The following is a 13,876-nucleotide window of genomic DNA, read 5'->3' on the forward strand; positions in this document are numbered from 1 at the left end:
CCGTTGTTGAGCCCGACAAAGAACAATCTGCTGTATCTGCCAGGCTAACTTCGCAAAAAATGTAGCGACATCGGTTTCGTGGATGGCGTTAACGAGGCAGCGCTCGTAATCTCAAAAGCACCGGCCCGCGGCGCACCGTACACAGCGTTGCAATCGTTTATGCAGCCAGCGCAAATCGTGACGGGACGCCGGCGGCGCGCGCCTGGGTCTGGTCCGCCCGACCAGTTCGTTGAATGCCTGGACCAGTGAGGCCTGGTCGCCGATGCCCTTGAGCTTGCGGCGCAACTTCCCGTCTTTATAGAACAGCACAGTGGGCGTCCCGGTGACGTGTGGATGCCGGGGCGACTGGTCGGTGCTCAGTTTGTAGATCACGGCGCGGTTTACGAAGGCTTCGGCGACTTTGCAGAACAGCGGGTCGGCCATGCCGCAGGCGTAGCAGTGCGGATGGCCGAAATAGAAAATCACCGGGCGCCAGGTCTTGAGGGCGTTGCGGTAGTCCGTTTGGGTCGTGACGTGGGTAATGAGCGAACTCATGGCTGGCTTCCCTGCTATCGAGACGGTGCCTGAAACGATAAGCAACAGGCCCCGGCATCGCTACTGTCAGAGTTGACAGTTAGACGGCCCCGTTTCGGTGCGACGGGTGTACCCGGCACTCGCCGGCGCTTCGGGATGGGGCCTTGCTACACGGCAGCCGTAGCCAAGGGTAGCAACGCACTTTCGCGTCGCAACGCCGCTGAGTCGTGGATTATTTCTATCTGGCTGATTTCCTTCGCTTTCCATTTATCCCTCCCCAGGGCCGAAAGGCTGTGGCACACTTTCTGCTGTCTATTCCGTTGTTACATACCACGTTCCGGTATAGCGGAATAAACTCACCTTGGAGTGCTTGCCATGCAACGCCGACCTTCCTTGTTCAAAGCGTGTGTTTTTTTCTTCGCAGCCACGACGGCTGCCATGGGTGTCGCCCAGGCGGCCGACAGCAAGCTCGACAGCGTACTGCAACGCGGGAAATTGATCGTGGGCACCGGCAGCACCAACGCGCCGTGGCACTTCCAGGGAGCGGATGGCAAGTTGCAGGGGTTCGATATCGACATTGCGCGGATGCTCGCTAAAGGGCTGTTCAATGACCCGGAGAAAGTCGAGTTCGTGGTGCAGTCGTCCGATGCGCGGATTCCCAACCTGCTGACGGACAAGGTCGACATGAGTTGCCAGTTCATCACCGTCACCGCCAGTCGCGCCCAGCAAGTGGCGTTCACCCTGCCTTACTACCGCGAAGGGGTGGGCCTGCTATTGCCGGCAAACAGCAGGTACAAGGAGATCGAAGACCTCAAGGCGGCGGGCGATGACGTCACCGTGGCGGTGTTGCAGAACGTCTATGCCGAAGAACTGGTGCACCAGGCGCTGCCCAAGGCCAAGGTCGATCAATACGACAGTGTCGACTTGATGTATCAGGCGGTGAACTCCGGCCGCGCCGATGCCGCTGCCACCGACCAATCCTCGGTCAAATACCTGATGGTGCAGAACCCTGGGCGCTACCGCAGCCCGGCCTATGCCTGGAGCCCGCAAACCTACGCCTGTGCAGTCAAGCGCGGCGACCAGGACTGGTTGAACTTCGTCAACACCACCCTGCACGAGGCCATGACCGGCGTGGAATTCCCCACCTATGCGGCGTCGTTCAAGCAGTGGTTCGGTGTCGAGTTGCCGTCGCCCGCCATTGGTTTTCCGGTTGAATACAAATGACCCTGTGAGCCCGGAGCGCCACATCAAGGCGCTCCGACTAAGGTATTGCCGACCATGAATTATCAGTTGAACTTTGCCGCCGTCTGGCGCGATTTCGACACCTTGCTGGCGGGGCTGGGCCTGGGCCTTTCCCTGGCGCTGGTGTCGATCGCCATCGGTTGTGTGATCGGCCTGCTGCTGGCGTTTGCATTGCTGAGCAAGCATCGCCTGCTGCGAGTGCTGGCCTCGGTGTACGTCACGGTGATCCGCAATACGCCGATCCTGGTGTTGATCCTGCTGATCTATTTCGCCTTGCCAAGCCTGGGCATTCGCCTGGACAAGCTGCCATCGTTTGTCATCACGCTTTCGTTATACGCCGGGGCCTACCTGACCGAAGTGTTCCGCGGCGGGCTGGTGAGCATCCACAAGGGACAGCGTGAGGCGGGGTTGGCGATCGGCCTGGGCGAGTGGCAGGTGAAGGCCTACGTCACCGTGCCGGTGATGTTGCGCAATGTGCTGCCGGCGCTGTCGAACAACTTCATTTCGCTGTTCAAGGACACGTCCCTGGCGGCGGCGATTGCCGTGCCGGAGCTGACCTATTACGCCCGCAAGATCAACGTGGAGAGCTACCGGGTGATTGAAACTTGGCTGGTGACCACGGCCCTGTATGTCGCGGCCTGTTACCTCATCGCCATGCTGCTGCGGTATTTCGAGCAGCGCCTGGCGATCCGCCGTTAGGAGTGTTCCATGTACGAATCCCCCAGTTGGTTGCATGAGTTGTGGGTCGCCCGGGACACCTTGCTCGCCGGTTTCCTGACCAGTGTGCAGTGTTCGCTGCTGGCGATTGTGTTGGGTACCTTGATCGGCGTCGTCGCCGGGCTGGCGCTGACCTACGGGCGGGCCTGGACGCGCGCGCCGTTTCGTTTCTACGTCGACCTGATTCGCGGCACGCCGGTGTTCGTGTTGGTGCTGGCCTGCTTCTACATGGCCCCGGCGCTGGGCTGGCAGATCGGCGCGTTCCAGGCCGGTGTCCTGGGCTTGACGCTATTTTGTGGTTCGCATGTCGCCGAGATCGTGCGCGGTGCCTTGCAGGCCTTGCCCCGTGGGCAGATGGAAGCGAGCCAGGCCATCGGTCTGACGTTCTACCAGGCGCTGGCTTACGTGCTGTTGCCCCAGGCGTTGCGACAGATCCTGCCGACCTGGGTCAATTCCTCCACCGAGATCGTCAAGGCCTCGACCCTGTTGTCGGTGATCGGCGTCGCCGAATTGCTGCTTAGCACCCAGCAGATCATCGCCCGGACCTTCATGACTCTGGAGTTCTACCTGTTCGCCGGGTTTCTCTTTTTCATCATCAACTACGCCATCGAATTGCTCGGGCGGCACATTGAAAAGCGGGTGGCCTTGCCATGACTAACGTATCCCTCTCAAACGCCCGACCGCTGCTGGACATTCGCGGCCTGCGCAAACAGTACGGCCCGCTGGAAGTGCTCAAGGGCGTGGACCTGAGCATGCAGCGCGGCAACGTGGTCACGCTCATCGGTTCCAGTGGTTCGGGCAAGACCACGCTGTTGCGCTGCGTGAACATGCTGGAAGAATTCCAGGGCGGCCAGATCGTGCTCGACGGCGAGTCCATCGGTTATGACGAGGTGGCCGGCAAGCGTATCCGCCATCCCGAAAAAATCATCGCCCGACATCGGGCGATGACCGGCATGGCCTTCCAGCAATTCAACCTGTTCCCCCATTTGACCGCGCTGCAGAACGTCACGCTGGGACTGCTCAAGGTGAAAAAACTGCCCAAGGATGAAGCGGTGGCCTTGGCTGAAAAATGGCTCCAGCGGGTCGGCCTGCTGGAACGGCGCGATCATTTTCCCGGTCAGTTGTCCGGCGGCCAGCAGCAGCGCGTGGCGATTGCCCGGGCCATCGCGATGAACCCGAGCCTGATGCTGTTCGACGAAGTGACTTCGGCCCTGGACCCGGAGCTGGTTGGCGAAGTACTGAACGTGATCAAGGGGCTGGCCGAAGACGGCATGACCATGTTGCTGGTGACCCACGAAATGCGCTTTGCCTTCGAGGTGTCCGACAAAATCGTCTTCATGAACCAGGGCCGCATCGAAGAGCAGGGACCGCCGAAGGAACTGTTCGAACGCCCCCAATCGCCACGCCTGGCGGAATTTCTCAAGAACACCCGTTTTTAAATTCAATTCAACAAGGAGATAACCATGAGCATTACGCGATACGGCACTGGCAGCACCGCAGGCGGTGGCCAGCCACGGCCATTCGCCCGCGCCGTGGAGGCCGATGGCTGGCTGCATGTGTCCGGCCAGGTGCCGGCGGTGAACGGCGAGATCGTTGCCGGGGGGATCGTCGAGCAGACGCACCAGACCATGAAGAACCTGGTGGCCATTCTCGAAGAGGCCGGCTACGGCCTGGAGGATGTGGTGCGCTGTGGGGTATGGCTGGATGACCCGCGGGACTTCTGGAGTTTCAACAAGGTCTTCGGCGAATACTTCAGCCCTGAACACGCCCCGGCCCGCGCCTGTGTACAGGCGAGCATGATGGTCGATTGCAAGGTCGAGATTGATTGCATCGCCTACAAGAAAAAGGCCTGAACACGATATTCTGGCGAATTCGCTTTTGTGGCGAGGGAGCTTGCTCCCGCTGGCCTGCGCAGCAGGCCCATCTTTTTGCGACTGCTGCGCAGCCGAGCGGGAGCAAGCTCCCTCGCCACAATAAAGATACATGCGATTATGGGTGAAATTTCAGGAACCGCAGACATGACCGAAGACACCATCAAACGCCGGGCTAGAGGATTGGATCGGGCGTTCGATATTCTCGATTTCCTCAAGGAAATCGGCCAGCCGCTGCGCCCGAACGACATCGCCAGCGGCATCGGCAGCCCCAAGTCCACGGTCTACGAACTGGTGGCGTCGCTGCTGGAGCGGCGCATCCTTGAGCCGGTGGGCAAGGACGGTCACGTCTACCTGGGCCGCCAGTTGTATTTTCTCGGGCAGGCGCACCTGCGGCATTTCGATTTGAGCCGCGAGGCCGATCAGGCCCTGCAGGAAATCGTCCGCCAGACCCGGGAAACGGCGCAGATGTGCCTGCTCAACGGGCGCAAATACACCGTCGCGCTGATGAAGGAAGGCGAGCGGCATTTTCGCATTTCGTCGGACGTCGGCGAGAACGCGCCGATCCCCTGGACCGCGTCCGGGCGCCTGCTGCTGGCGCATTTGAGCGACCAGCAGATCGTCGACCTGATCGATCCCGACGACTTCATCCTGCCGGACGGCGAGCGCCTGCCCCTTGAACAGTTCCTCAAGGAAATCCGCCAGGCCGGCATTGATGGATTTTTCTCCTTCGACAGCGTTGCCGACACCTTTACCCATTGCTTCGCCGCCCCGGTCAAAGACCCCAATGGCGTGGCGATTGCGACCCTGTGCATCGTCGCCCCAAGGGCCGACGCCAAGAACAATTACGCCGACTACCGCCGGGTGCTGATCGAAAGCGCCAACAACCTGGCCCGTCGCATCAACGAATAGACAGCCGAGGCTGTATGAGGAGTTCGAACATGTCTTCTGCCATTGATCATGCCGGCGTCGAAAAGGGCGCCGCTCTCCTGGGCGCCCATCTGCTGCACGATGTCAGTCTGCCGGCCCTGGTGCTGCATCGCGAGGCGCTGGAGCACAACATTCGCTGGATGCAAAAGTTCGTCAGCGACAGCGGCGCCGAGCTGGCGCCCCACGGCAAGACCAGCATGACCCCGGCGCTGTTTCGTCGCCAGATCGAAGCCGGCGCCTGGGGCCTGACCCTCGCCACGGCGGTGCAGACCCGTGCCGCCTACGCCCATGGCGTGCGCCGGGTGTTGATGGCCAATCAGTTGGTGGGCCGGCCGAACATGGCGCTGATCGCCGATCTGCTGGCCGACTCGGCATTCGAATTTCACTGCCTGGTCGATCATCCAGACAACGTCGCCGAGCTCGGGGCTTATTTCGCCTCTCGCGGTGCGCGCTTGAACGTGATGATCGAATACGGCGTGGTCGGTGGTCGTTGTGGTTGCCGGACCGAGGCCGAGGTGCTGGCCCTGGCAGAGGCCATCGGCGCGCAACCGGCGCTGGCATTGACCGGTATCGAAGGCTACGAAGGCGTGATCCACGGCGACCACGCCGTCAGCGGCATCCGTGCGTTCGCCGCGTCCCTGGTGGGACTGGCGATGCAGTTGCAGGACAGCGGCGCGTTTGCCATCGACAAACCCATCGTTACCGCCTCGGGTTCGGCCTGGTATGACCTGATCGCCGAGTCGTTCGAAGCGCGCAATGCCCACGGACGTTTCCTCAGCGTGCTGCGTCCCGGCAGTTACGTGGCCCATGATCATGGCATCTACAAAGAGGCGCAGTGCTGCGTACTGGAGCGGCGCAACGACCTGCACGAAGGCCTGCGCCCGGCCCTGGAAGTCTGGGCCCACGTGCAATCGTTGCCGGAGCCGGGCTTCGCGGTGATTGCCCTGGGCAAGCGCGACGTCGCTTACGACGCTGGGTTGCCGGTGCCGCTCAAGCGCTACACGCCCGGTTCGGATTCGGTGGCTGGGGACGACATCAGCGGCTGCAAGGTGACGGCGGTGATGGATCAGCATGCCTTCATGACGGTGACGCCGGGCGTCGAGTTGCGGGTTGGCGACATCATTGCGTTCGGTACCTCCCATCCGTGCCTGACGTTCGACAAATGGCGGGTGGCGTGCCTGGTGGATGAGGGATTGCGGGTGGTCGAGAGCATGGAAACCTGTTTCTAACGTTCAGACCGATTCGTGCCCAGACCTCCTCGAAACACCAGGATTTATCCATGACAGCTTCAACACCTCGCATTGCGCTGATCGGCGAATGCATGATCGAACTGCAAGAACGCGCAGACGGCAGCCTGCAACAGAGCTTCGGCGGTGACACGCTGAACGCCGCGGTGTACCTGGCCCGGGCCTTGGGCGACAAAGGTTCGGTGGATTACGTCACCGCCCTGGGCGATGACAGTTTCAGCGACGCCATGTGCCAGGGCTGGGCGGTTGAAGGTATTGGCCTGGGCATGGTCCAGCGCTTGCCGGGGCGCCTGCCGGGCTTGTATTGCATCCAGACCGATGCGGCCGGTGAGCGGCGCTTCCTGTACTGGCGCAACGAGGCGGCGGTGCGCGAGTGCTTCACCACGCCGGCCGCCGCGCCGATCCTGGCGGCATTGCCTGGCTATGACGTGCTTTATTTCAGCGGCATCACCCTGGCGGTCATCGGCGAGCAGGGGCGGCGCAAACTCATCGAGACCCTGCTCGAGGCGCGCCGGCGCGGCGCGCAAGTGGTGTTCGACAATAATTACCGGGCCAGGCTTTGGCCCTCGGTCGAAGCCGCCCGCGCGGCTTATCGCAGCGTGTTGCCCTACGTCGAGCTGGCGCTGTTGACGGTGGATGACGAACAGGCGCTGTACGGCTACGTCGACAGCGAGGCGGTGTTTGCCGCGTATGCGCAACTGGGCACGCCGGAAGTGGTGCTCAAGCGCGGCGCCGAAGCCTGTCTGATCCGTTGTGACGGTCGGTCTTACGAAGTGCCTGCCCAGCGGGTCGAGCGGGTGGTGGACACGACGGCGGCGGGTGACTCGTTCAGCGCCGCCTACCTGGCCAGTCGCTTGCTGGGTGGCAGCCCGGCGGAGGCGGCCGAGGCCGGGCACCTGTTGGCGAGCCGGGTGATCCAGGTACCGGGGGCGTTGATTCCCAATTAGTCAGCGGACTTTCTCTGTGCCGAGGGAGCTTGCTCCCGTTCGGCTGCGCAGCAGCCGCTAAGAAGGGGCCTGCTTCGCCCGAAGCGTCGGACCGGGCCAGCGGGAGCAAGCTCCCTCGCCACGGGTGTCCACCAGTCCTGATCAAACGGGTTGGTTCGCAGCTCAGGATCGCTTCAATCCCGGTAAAAAACCTGCACCAGGTGATAGCCGAACTTGCTCTTGATCGGCCCGTGCACCACTCGCAGCGGCTTCTTGAAAATCACCGCGTCGATGGCACCGACCATCTGCCCCGGCCGTACTTCACCCAGGTCACCGCCGCGCTTGCCGGAGGGGCAGGTGGAGTATTTCTTCGCCAGGACGTCGAACGCCTCGCCCTTGGCGATGCGTTGCTTGAGCTGTTCGGCTTCTTCGGCGGTTTTCACCAGGATATGGCGGGCTTGGGCTTTCATTGCAGCGGTGACCTGAGCGGTGCAAAAGGGCGGCGATTATGCCTCAAGTCACTTGCCATGGTTGATCATCGCCCGAATTTTGGTGGCCAGCAGATCCAGGGTGAACGGCTTGGCGACCATATCCATGCCTTGGTCCAGGAACCCTTGGCGCTCGGTGGCTTTCTGCGCGTAACCGGTCATGAACAATACTTTCAAGTCGGGCCTGTGCTGGCGGGCAACTTCCGCCAACTGCCGGCCATTCATGCCCGGCAAGCCGACATCGGTCACCAGCAAATCGATGCGCTGCCTGGACTCCAGCAACGCAATGGCCTGTTTCGCCTCTTCGGCTTCGAGCGCGGTATAGCCCAAGGCGTGCAGCAGATCGAGCACCAACATGCGCACCGCCGGTTCGTCTTCCACCAGCAGCACGGTTTCGCCGGCGTTGGCTGCCGGTGTGTCGGTGGTCGCCGGTTCGGTAGCTTGCTCGAGCGGCGCAACGTGCAGCCGCGGGAGGTACAGCTGCACGCGCGTGCCTTGGCCTGGCACGCTGTCCAGGCTCAGGTGCCCACCGGATTGCTGGGCAAATCCGTAGATCATCGACAATCCCAGGCCGGTGCCCTGGCCGATGGGCTTGGTGGTAAAGAACGGATCGAAGGCCTTGGCCAGCACCGCAGGCGTCATGCCGCTACCGTTGTCGCGCACGGCGATCATCACGTAATCGCCAGCTTTCACCGGTTCCAGTGTGTTGATGTCTTGGCCGTCGAGGTAGACGTTGGCGGTTTCGATGGTCAATTCGCCGCCGTCAGGCATCGCGTCCCGGGCGTTGATCACCAGGTTGAGCAGGGCATTTTCCAGTTGGCTGGCATCGGTGCTGACCGGCCACAGCTCACCGGCCATTTGCAGCCGCAGGACAATGTGATCGCCCGTGGTCCGGCTCAGCAAGTCTTCGAGTGAATGCACCAGGGCGTTGGCATCCAATGGCTTGCGGTCCAGCGACTGGCGCCGGGAGAAGGCCAGCAGGCGATGGGTCAGGGCGGCGGCGCGGTTGGCCGAGGAAATGGCCGCTTCGGTAAAGCGGCCTATCTCGGCAGCACGGCCGGAGGCGATGTAGCGCTGCATCAGGTCCAGGCTGCCGAGAATACCCGTGAGCATGTTGTTGAAGTCATGGGCGATGCCGCCTGTCAGTTGGCCCACCGCTTCCATTTTCTGCGCATGGCGCAGCGCTTCCTCGGCACGCTCGCGTTCGAACATTTCGCTTTGCAGGCGATGGTTGGCTTCGGCCAATTGCTGGGTGCGGGCAATGACCCGTTCTTCCAGCGTTTCGTTGAGGTTGCGCAGGGCTTCCTCGGTTTTCTTGCGGTCGGTCTCGTCGATCACAAAGATGTAGAAACCGTTCACCGCTCCGTCACCGCCACGGCGGGGCAGGTAGTTGATCAAGGCATGGCGCGGCCGGCCGTCACGGTGGGCCGATTCAACGGTGAAGCTGCACGGCTTGCCTGCCAGGGCGCCGGCGATCTGTTCGGCGCGGGCCGCGTAGGCTTCTTCGCCGATGACTTCGCGAATGGTCTTGCCGTACAGCTCCTGCGGGGTCAGCCCATACCAGTTCAGGTAGGCGCTGTTGTTGAGCCGGAAGCGTTCTTCGCGATCGACGTAGCTGATCAGCACCGGCATGGCGTTGATGATCAACTGCAGTTCGGTCTGGCTCTGGCGCAGGGCGTGTTCGGTGCGTTTGCGTTCGGTCAAGTCCAGCGCCGCGCCGAGAAAGCGCTTGGGCCGGCCATGCCGATCCTTGTAGCAACGCCCGCGCACGAACACCCAGCGCAGCTCTCCGTCAGGCTGCAGCAGGCGGTATTCCTCGGCGTATTCGGTGCCATGGGTGATGCAATGCTTGATGCTGCGCGCGACCATCGCCCGGTCTTCGGGATGCACGCCTTCGAGGTAGGCATTGATGGGTAATTGGCGCGACAGATTCGGATCGACGCCATGGAGCAGGGCGAAATGCGCGTCGGCGATGAAGCGGTCTTCGCGGATGTCCCAATCCCAGGTGCCCAGCGCATCGGTGGCCGCCAAGGCCAGTTGCAAGCGTTCTTCGCTTTCCTGCTGGGCCTTGAGGCTGGCCTCGGAGCGCCGCTCGAATTCCTGGGCCAGGCGTCGCCGTTCGCTGGTCTCGATGGCGGTGATCAGGATTCCCGCTACGCTGCCGCTCTCGTCATGCACCGGGCTGTAGGTCAAGTCCAGCCAGACATCACATAGTCGCCCGCTGAACGGCATGCGCCACTGTTGGTCGCGGCAGGTGCGCATGCGGCCCTGTAACACGCTGTGATAAATCCCTTCGGCCATTTCCCGCAGTTCGGGCCAGGCCGTGTAGGTGGGCTGGCCGAATGCCCGGGGATGTTTGTCGCCGACCAGCCGGGCGTAGGCGTCGTTGTACAGATGGGCCAGCTGCGGGCCCCACAGCACGGCCATCGGCATGGGCGAGTGGAGCATGATGTCCACGGCGGTGCGCAGGCTCTGCGGCCAGGTTTCGATGGCGCCCAGCGGGCTGGAAGTCCAGTCCAGGCGGGCGATCACCTGCTGTATGTCGCTGCTGGCGGGTATTGCGTTCATCACGGGAATTCCTGGATGTCATGTCGATGCTGCGGCTTCTACTATCCTCTGGAGAGGTAAGCGCGGGTTGATCTGAGGTTTTTCCGGCTCGGGTCAGCGTGTCCAATGATGTTAGAGGAAGTATTTCTGACCATGGAAATTGATCCTTTATTACGAATCCTGGCCAGCCAGGACGGCTCCGACCTCTACATGTCCACCGGCGCACCGCCCTGTGCGCGTTTTGAAGGTGTGCTCAAGCCGCTGGGCAACCAGGCGTTCAAGGTCGGCGACATCGCCGGGCTTGCCGAGTCATTGATGGACGCCGAACAACGCCTTGAGTTCGATCGAGAACTGGAAATGAACTTGGCGATTTCCCTGTCCGGTGTCGGGCGGTTCCGGGTCAACATCTTCAAGCAACGCAATGACGTGTCCATGGTGATACGCAACGTCAAGTTGGATATCCCACGTTTCGAAGACCTGAAACTGCCGAAAGTGCTGCTGGACACAATCATGCAGAAGCAGGGGCTGATGCTGTTCGTCGGCGCGACGGGGTCAGGCAAGTCGACGTCCCTGGCGGCGTTGATCGATTACCGCAACCGCAACAGCAGCGGCCACATCATCACCATTGAGGACCCGGTGGAATATATCCATCGGCATAAAAAATCGATCATCAACCAGCGGGAGGTCGGGGTCGACACCCGCAGCTTCCATGCCGCCCTCAAGAACACCCTGCGCCAGGCGCCGGATGTGGTCCTGATCGGCGAAATTCGCGACCGGGAAACCATGGAGCACGCCCTGGCCTTTGCCGATACCGGTCATCTGGTGATTTCCACCCTGCATGCCCACAACGCCAACCAGGCTCTGGACCGCGTGATCAATTTTTTCCCGGAAGAACGCCGGCCGCAACTATTGAACGACCTGGGCAACAACCTCAAGGCGTTCGTCTCCCAGCGCCTGGTCCGCACACGCACCGGCCAGCGCCGGGCGGCGGTGGAGGTCATGCTGGGTTCGCCGACGGTGGCCGACCTGATTCGCCGCAACGAGTTTGGCGAACTCAAGGGGATCATGGAAAAGTCAGAGGAGCTGGGGATGCAGAGCTTTGATCAAGCGCTGTTCAACTTGGTGGTTGAGGGCGCGATTGATGAGGAGCAAGCACTGAAAAATGCCGACTCGGCGAACAACTTGCGTTTGCGCTTGAAGCTGCATGCCGAGTCGGGCGCGACGCCACCGGCCGATCCGCCGGCGGGGGAGTGGGGACTGATGGATTGATTGGCCGGACGCCGCGCTCCTGGCCTCAGGTCGCAAGCTCCGGTCGCCCGCCAAACTGCTCCAACGCTTCGGGATTGGCCAGTGCGTCGGTATTCTTCACCGCCTCGCCATGCACCACGTTGCGCACCGCCAACTCCACCACCTTGCCGCTGATGGTTCGCGGAATGTCGCTGACCGCGAGGATCTTCGCCGGCACATGCCGTGGCGTGGTGTTGGCTCGGATGACCTGGCGAATCTTCTGCTCCAAGGCATCATCCAGCGTCACGTCATCGCGCAGGCGCACGAACAGCACCACTCGCACATCGCCTTGCCATTGCTGGCCGATGGCGACGCTGTCCAACACCGCGTCGACTTTTTCCACTTGCCGGTAGATCTCCGCCGTGCCAATGCGCACGCCGCCGGGGTTGAGCACCGCGTCGGAACGCCCGTGGATCAGGAAACCGCCGTGGGGCAGTTCTTCGGCGTAATCGCCCTGGGACCACACGCCCGGAAACTGGCTGAAATAGGAGGCGCGAAGCTTTTCCTGGTGGGGATCATTCCACAGCCCGATGGGCATGGCCGGAAAATGCCGGGTGCAGACCAGTTCGCCTTTTTCGCCGATCACCGCTTCGCCGGCCTCGTTCCAGACCTGCACCGCCATGCCCAGGCTCTTGCCCTGCATCTCGCCCCGGCGCACGGCTGACAGCGGATTGCCGTTGACGAAACACGACACGATGTCGGTGCCGCCCGACATCGACGCCAGGCAGACATCGGCCTTGAAGTCGCGGTACACGTAATCGTAACTGTGGGGCGCCAGGGCCGAGCCGGTGGACAGGATCGTCCGGAGACTGCTCAGGTCATGAGCCAGCCGTGGCTTGATACCTTGGCTTTCCAAGGCCGCCAGGTATTTGGGGCTGGTGCCGAACACGCTGATGCGTTGTTGGTCGATCAGCGCCAGCAGGCGTTCGGGGCCGGGGTGGAACGGCGAACCGTCATAGAGCACCACCGCGCTGCCCACGGCCAGGGCCGACACCAGCCAGTTCCACATCATCCAGCCGCACGTGGTGTAGTAGAACAACCGATCCTCAGGGCCAAGATCGACGTGCAAGCCATGTTCCTTGACGTGTTGCAGCAGCACGCCACCGGTGCTGTGAACGATGCACTTCGGCACGCCAGTGGTGCCGCTGGAATAGAGGATGTACAGCGGATGATCGAACGGCACACTGGCGAATTCCGGCTCGCCGCCGGGCTCGTAAAAAGCGTCCCACAGCGCCACGTTAGCCTGGGTCTTGAAATCCTCGGCGCATGCATCGGGCCGGGCATAAGGCAGTACGATCAATTGCTGCAAGGACGGCAATCGCTCAAGGATTTCGTTGACCTTCGGTCGTTGGTCGATGAGCTTGCCGGCATAGCGATAACCGGCGCAGGTGATCAGCATCTTGGGCTCGATCTGGCCGAACCGGTCGACGACGCCCTGGGTGCCGAAATCCGGTGATGAGCACGACCAGATCGCTCCCAGGCTGGTGGTGGCGAGCATGCTCACCAGCGTCTGCCAGGTGTTGGGCATGCAAGCGGCGACCCGGTCGCCTTGGGTCACGCCGGCGGCCTGCAAGCTTTTTTGCAAGCCAGCCACGTGGCCGGCGAGTTCGGCCCAGGTCAGTCGTTCTTCATCGCCGTTCTCATCCAGGGCAACCACCGCCACGGCGTTATCGCGACGGCGCAGCAAGTGTTCGGCGAAATTCAACGTCGCCCCCGGAAACCAACGGGCGCCGGGCATTTGCGGGCCTTCCACCAGCACCTCGGTGGGTGGCTGGTGAAAGCGGATGTCGAAGAAGTCGACGACGGCCTGCCAGAAGGCTTCGCGCTGGTCGATGCTCCAGGCGTGCAGGGCCGGGTAGGCGCTCAGTTGCAGAGCGTGCCGTTGGTTGATGAACTGGCAAAAGGCGTTCATGCGCGACTGGGCGATGCGTTCGGGGCCGGGTTGCCAAAGGATGTCGGACATGGTGTGCCTCTTGTTTTTGGGGCTTACAAATAGTTCAGCACAAGGCGCTGGATGTGGCGAGGGAGCTTGCTCCCGCTCGGCTGCGTAGCAGACGCCTCTTGGGCCCGCTTCGCCCGAAGCGTCGGACCGGGCCAGCGGGAGCAAG

Annotated in this window: 13 protein-coding genes; 9 read left to right on the forward strand and 4 right to left on the reverse strand. The window is 62.2% G+C overall.

What is annotated here, in order from left to right:
• Positions 1 to 111 precede the first annotated feature (111 nt).
• Positions 112 to 534 carry a thioredoxin family protein gene (locus tag J3P95_RS10645; protein ID WP_434577390.1) on the reverse strand — a complete coding sequence of 141 codons (423 nt, stop codon included), beginning with the start codon at positions 532 to 534 and terminating at the stop codon, positions 112 to 114.
• 354 nt (positions 535 to 888) lie between these two features.
• Here J3P95_RS10645 and J3P95_RS10650 point away from each other — a divergent pair, with 354 nt between their 5' ends.
• From J3P95_RS10650 to J3P95_RS10685, 8 genes are all read left to right on the forward strand, one after another.
• Positions 889 to 1,737, forward strand: coding sequence for a transporter substrate-binding domain-containing protein (locus tag J3P95_RS10650; protein ID WP_434577388.1), 849 nt, complete (start codon positions 889 to 891; stop codon positions 1,735 to 1,737).
• Positions 1,738 to 1,791: 54 nt separating this feature from the next.
• Positions 1,792 to 2,454 carry an amino acid ABC transporter permease gene (locus tag J3P95_RS10655; RefSeq protein WP_186609149.1) on the forward strand — a complete coding sequence of 221 codons (663 nt, stop codon included), beginning with the start codon at positions 1,792 to 1,794 and terminating at the stop codon, positions 2,452 to 2,454.
• A gap of 9 nt (positions 2,455 to 2,463) precedes the next feature.
• Complete coding sequence (locus tag J3P95_RS10660; protein WP_434577386.1) at positions 2,464 to 3,126, forward strand: amino acid ABC transporter permease; 663 nt, start codon at positions 2,464 to 2,466, stop codon at positions 3,124 to 3,126.
• Positions 3,123 to 3,911, forward strand: a complete 789-nt coding sequence (locus J3P95_RS10665) for an amino acid ABC transporter ATP-binding protein (RefSeq protein ID WP_434577384.1) — start codon at positions 3,123 to 3,125, stop codon at positions 3,909 to 3,911. The genes J3P95_RS10660 and J3P95_RS10665 overlap by 4 nt, the downstream gene beginning before the upstream one ends.
• A gap of 24 nt (positions 3,912 to 3,935) precedes the next feature.
• Positions 3,936 to 4,325: a RidA family protein gene (locus tag J3P95_RS10670; protein ID WP_434562795.1), complete on the forward strand. Its 390-nt coding sequence runs from the start codon at positions 3,936 to 3,938 to the stop codon at positions 4,323 to 4,325.
• A gap of 165 nt (positions 4,326 to 4,490) precedes the next feature.
• Positions 4,491 to 5,255, forward strand: a complete 765-nt coding sequence (locus tag J3P95_RS10675) for an IclR family transcriptional regulator (protein ID WP_434562797.1) — start codon at positions 4,491 to 4,493, stop codon at positions 5,253 to 5,255.
• A 29-nt stretch (positions 5,256 to 5,284) separates the two neighbouring features.
• Positions 5,285 to 6,502: an amino acid deaminase gene (locus tag J3P95_RS10680; RefSeq protein ID WP_434562799.1), complete on the forward strand. Its 1,218-nt coding sequence runs from the start codon at positions 5,285 to 5,287 to the stop codon at positions 6,500 to 6,502.
• A 50-nt stretch (positions 6,503 to 6,552) separates the two neighbouring features.
• Positions 6,553 to 7,467: a sugar kinase gene (locus J3P95_RS10685; protein ID WP_434562801.1), complete on the forward strand. Its 915-nt coding sequence runs from the start codon at positions 6,553 to 6,555 to the stop codon at positions 7,465 to 7,467.
• Between the two features lie 173 nt (positions 7,468 to 7,640).
• Here the strand turns inward: J3P95_RS10685 and J3P95_RS10690 are convergent, their stop codons facing one another.
• A complete protein-coding gene (locus J3P95_RS10690) occupies positions 7,641 to 7,916 on the reverse strand; it encodes a peptidylprolyl isomerase (RefSeq protein ID WP_019690952.1) in 276 nt (91 codons plus the stop codon).
• A 48-nt stretch (positions 7,917 to 7,964) separates the two neighbouring features.
• Positions 7,965 to 10,502 (reverse strand): PAS domain-containing protein, encoded by a 2,538-nt coding sequence (locus J3P95_RS10695; protein ID WP_434562803.1) that lies wholly within the window; start codon positions 10,500 to 10,502, stop codon positions 7,965 to 7,967.
• Positions 10,503 to 10,634: 132 nt separating this feature from the next.
• Between J3P95_RS10695 and J3P95_RS10700 the strand changes: the two genes are divergently transcribed.
• Complete coding sequence (locus J3P95_RS10700; protein WP_434562805.1) at positions 10,635 to 11,750, forward strand: PilT/PilU family type 4a pilus ATPase; 1,116 nt, start codon at positions 10,635 to 10,637, stop codon at positions 11,748 to 11,750.
• 25 nt (positions 11,751 to 11,775) lie between these two features.
• Here J3P95_RS10700 and J3P95_RS10705 read toward each other — a convergent pair whose 3' ends face one another.
• A complete protein-coding gene (locus J3P95_RS10705; RefSeq protein ID WP_434562807.1) occupies positions 11,776 to 13,731 on the reverse strand; it encodes an acetoacetate--CoA ligase in 1,956 nt (651 codons plus the stop codon).
• Between the last annotated feature and the right edge of the window lie 145 nt (positions 13,732 to 13,876).

It is taken from the genome of Pseudomonas sp. Z5-35, assembly GCF_051131945.1.
Lineage (GTDB): Bacteria > Pseudomonadota > Gammaproteobacteria > Pseudomonadales > Pseudomonadaceae > Aquipseudomonas > Aquipseudomonas marvdashtae.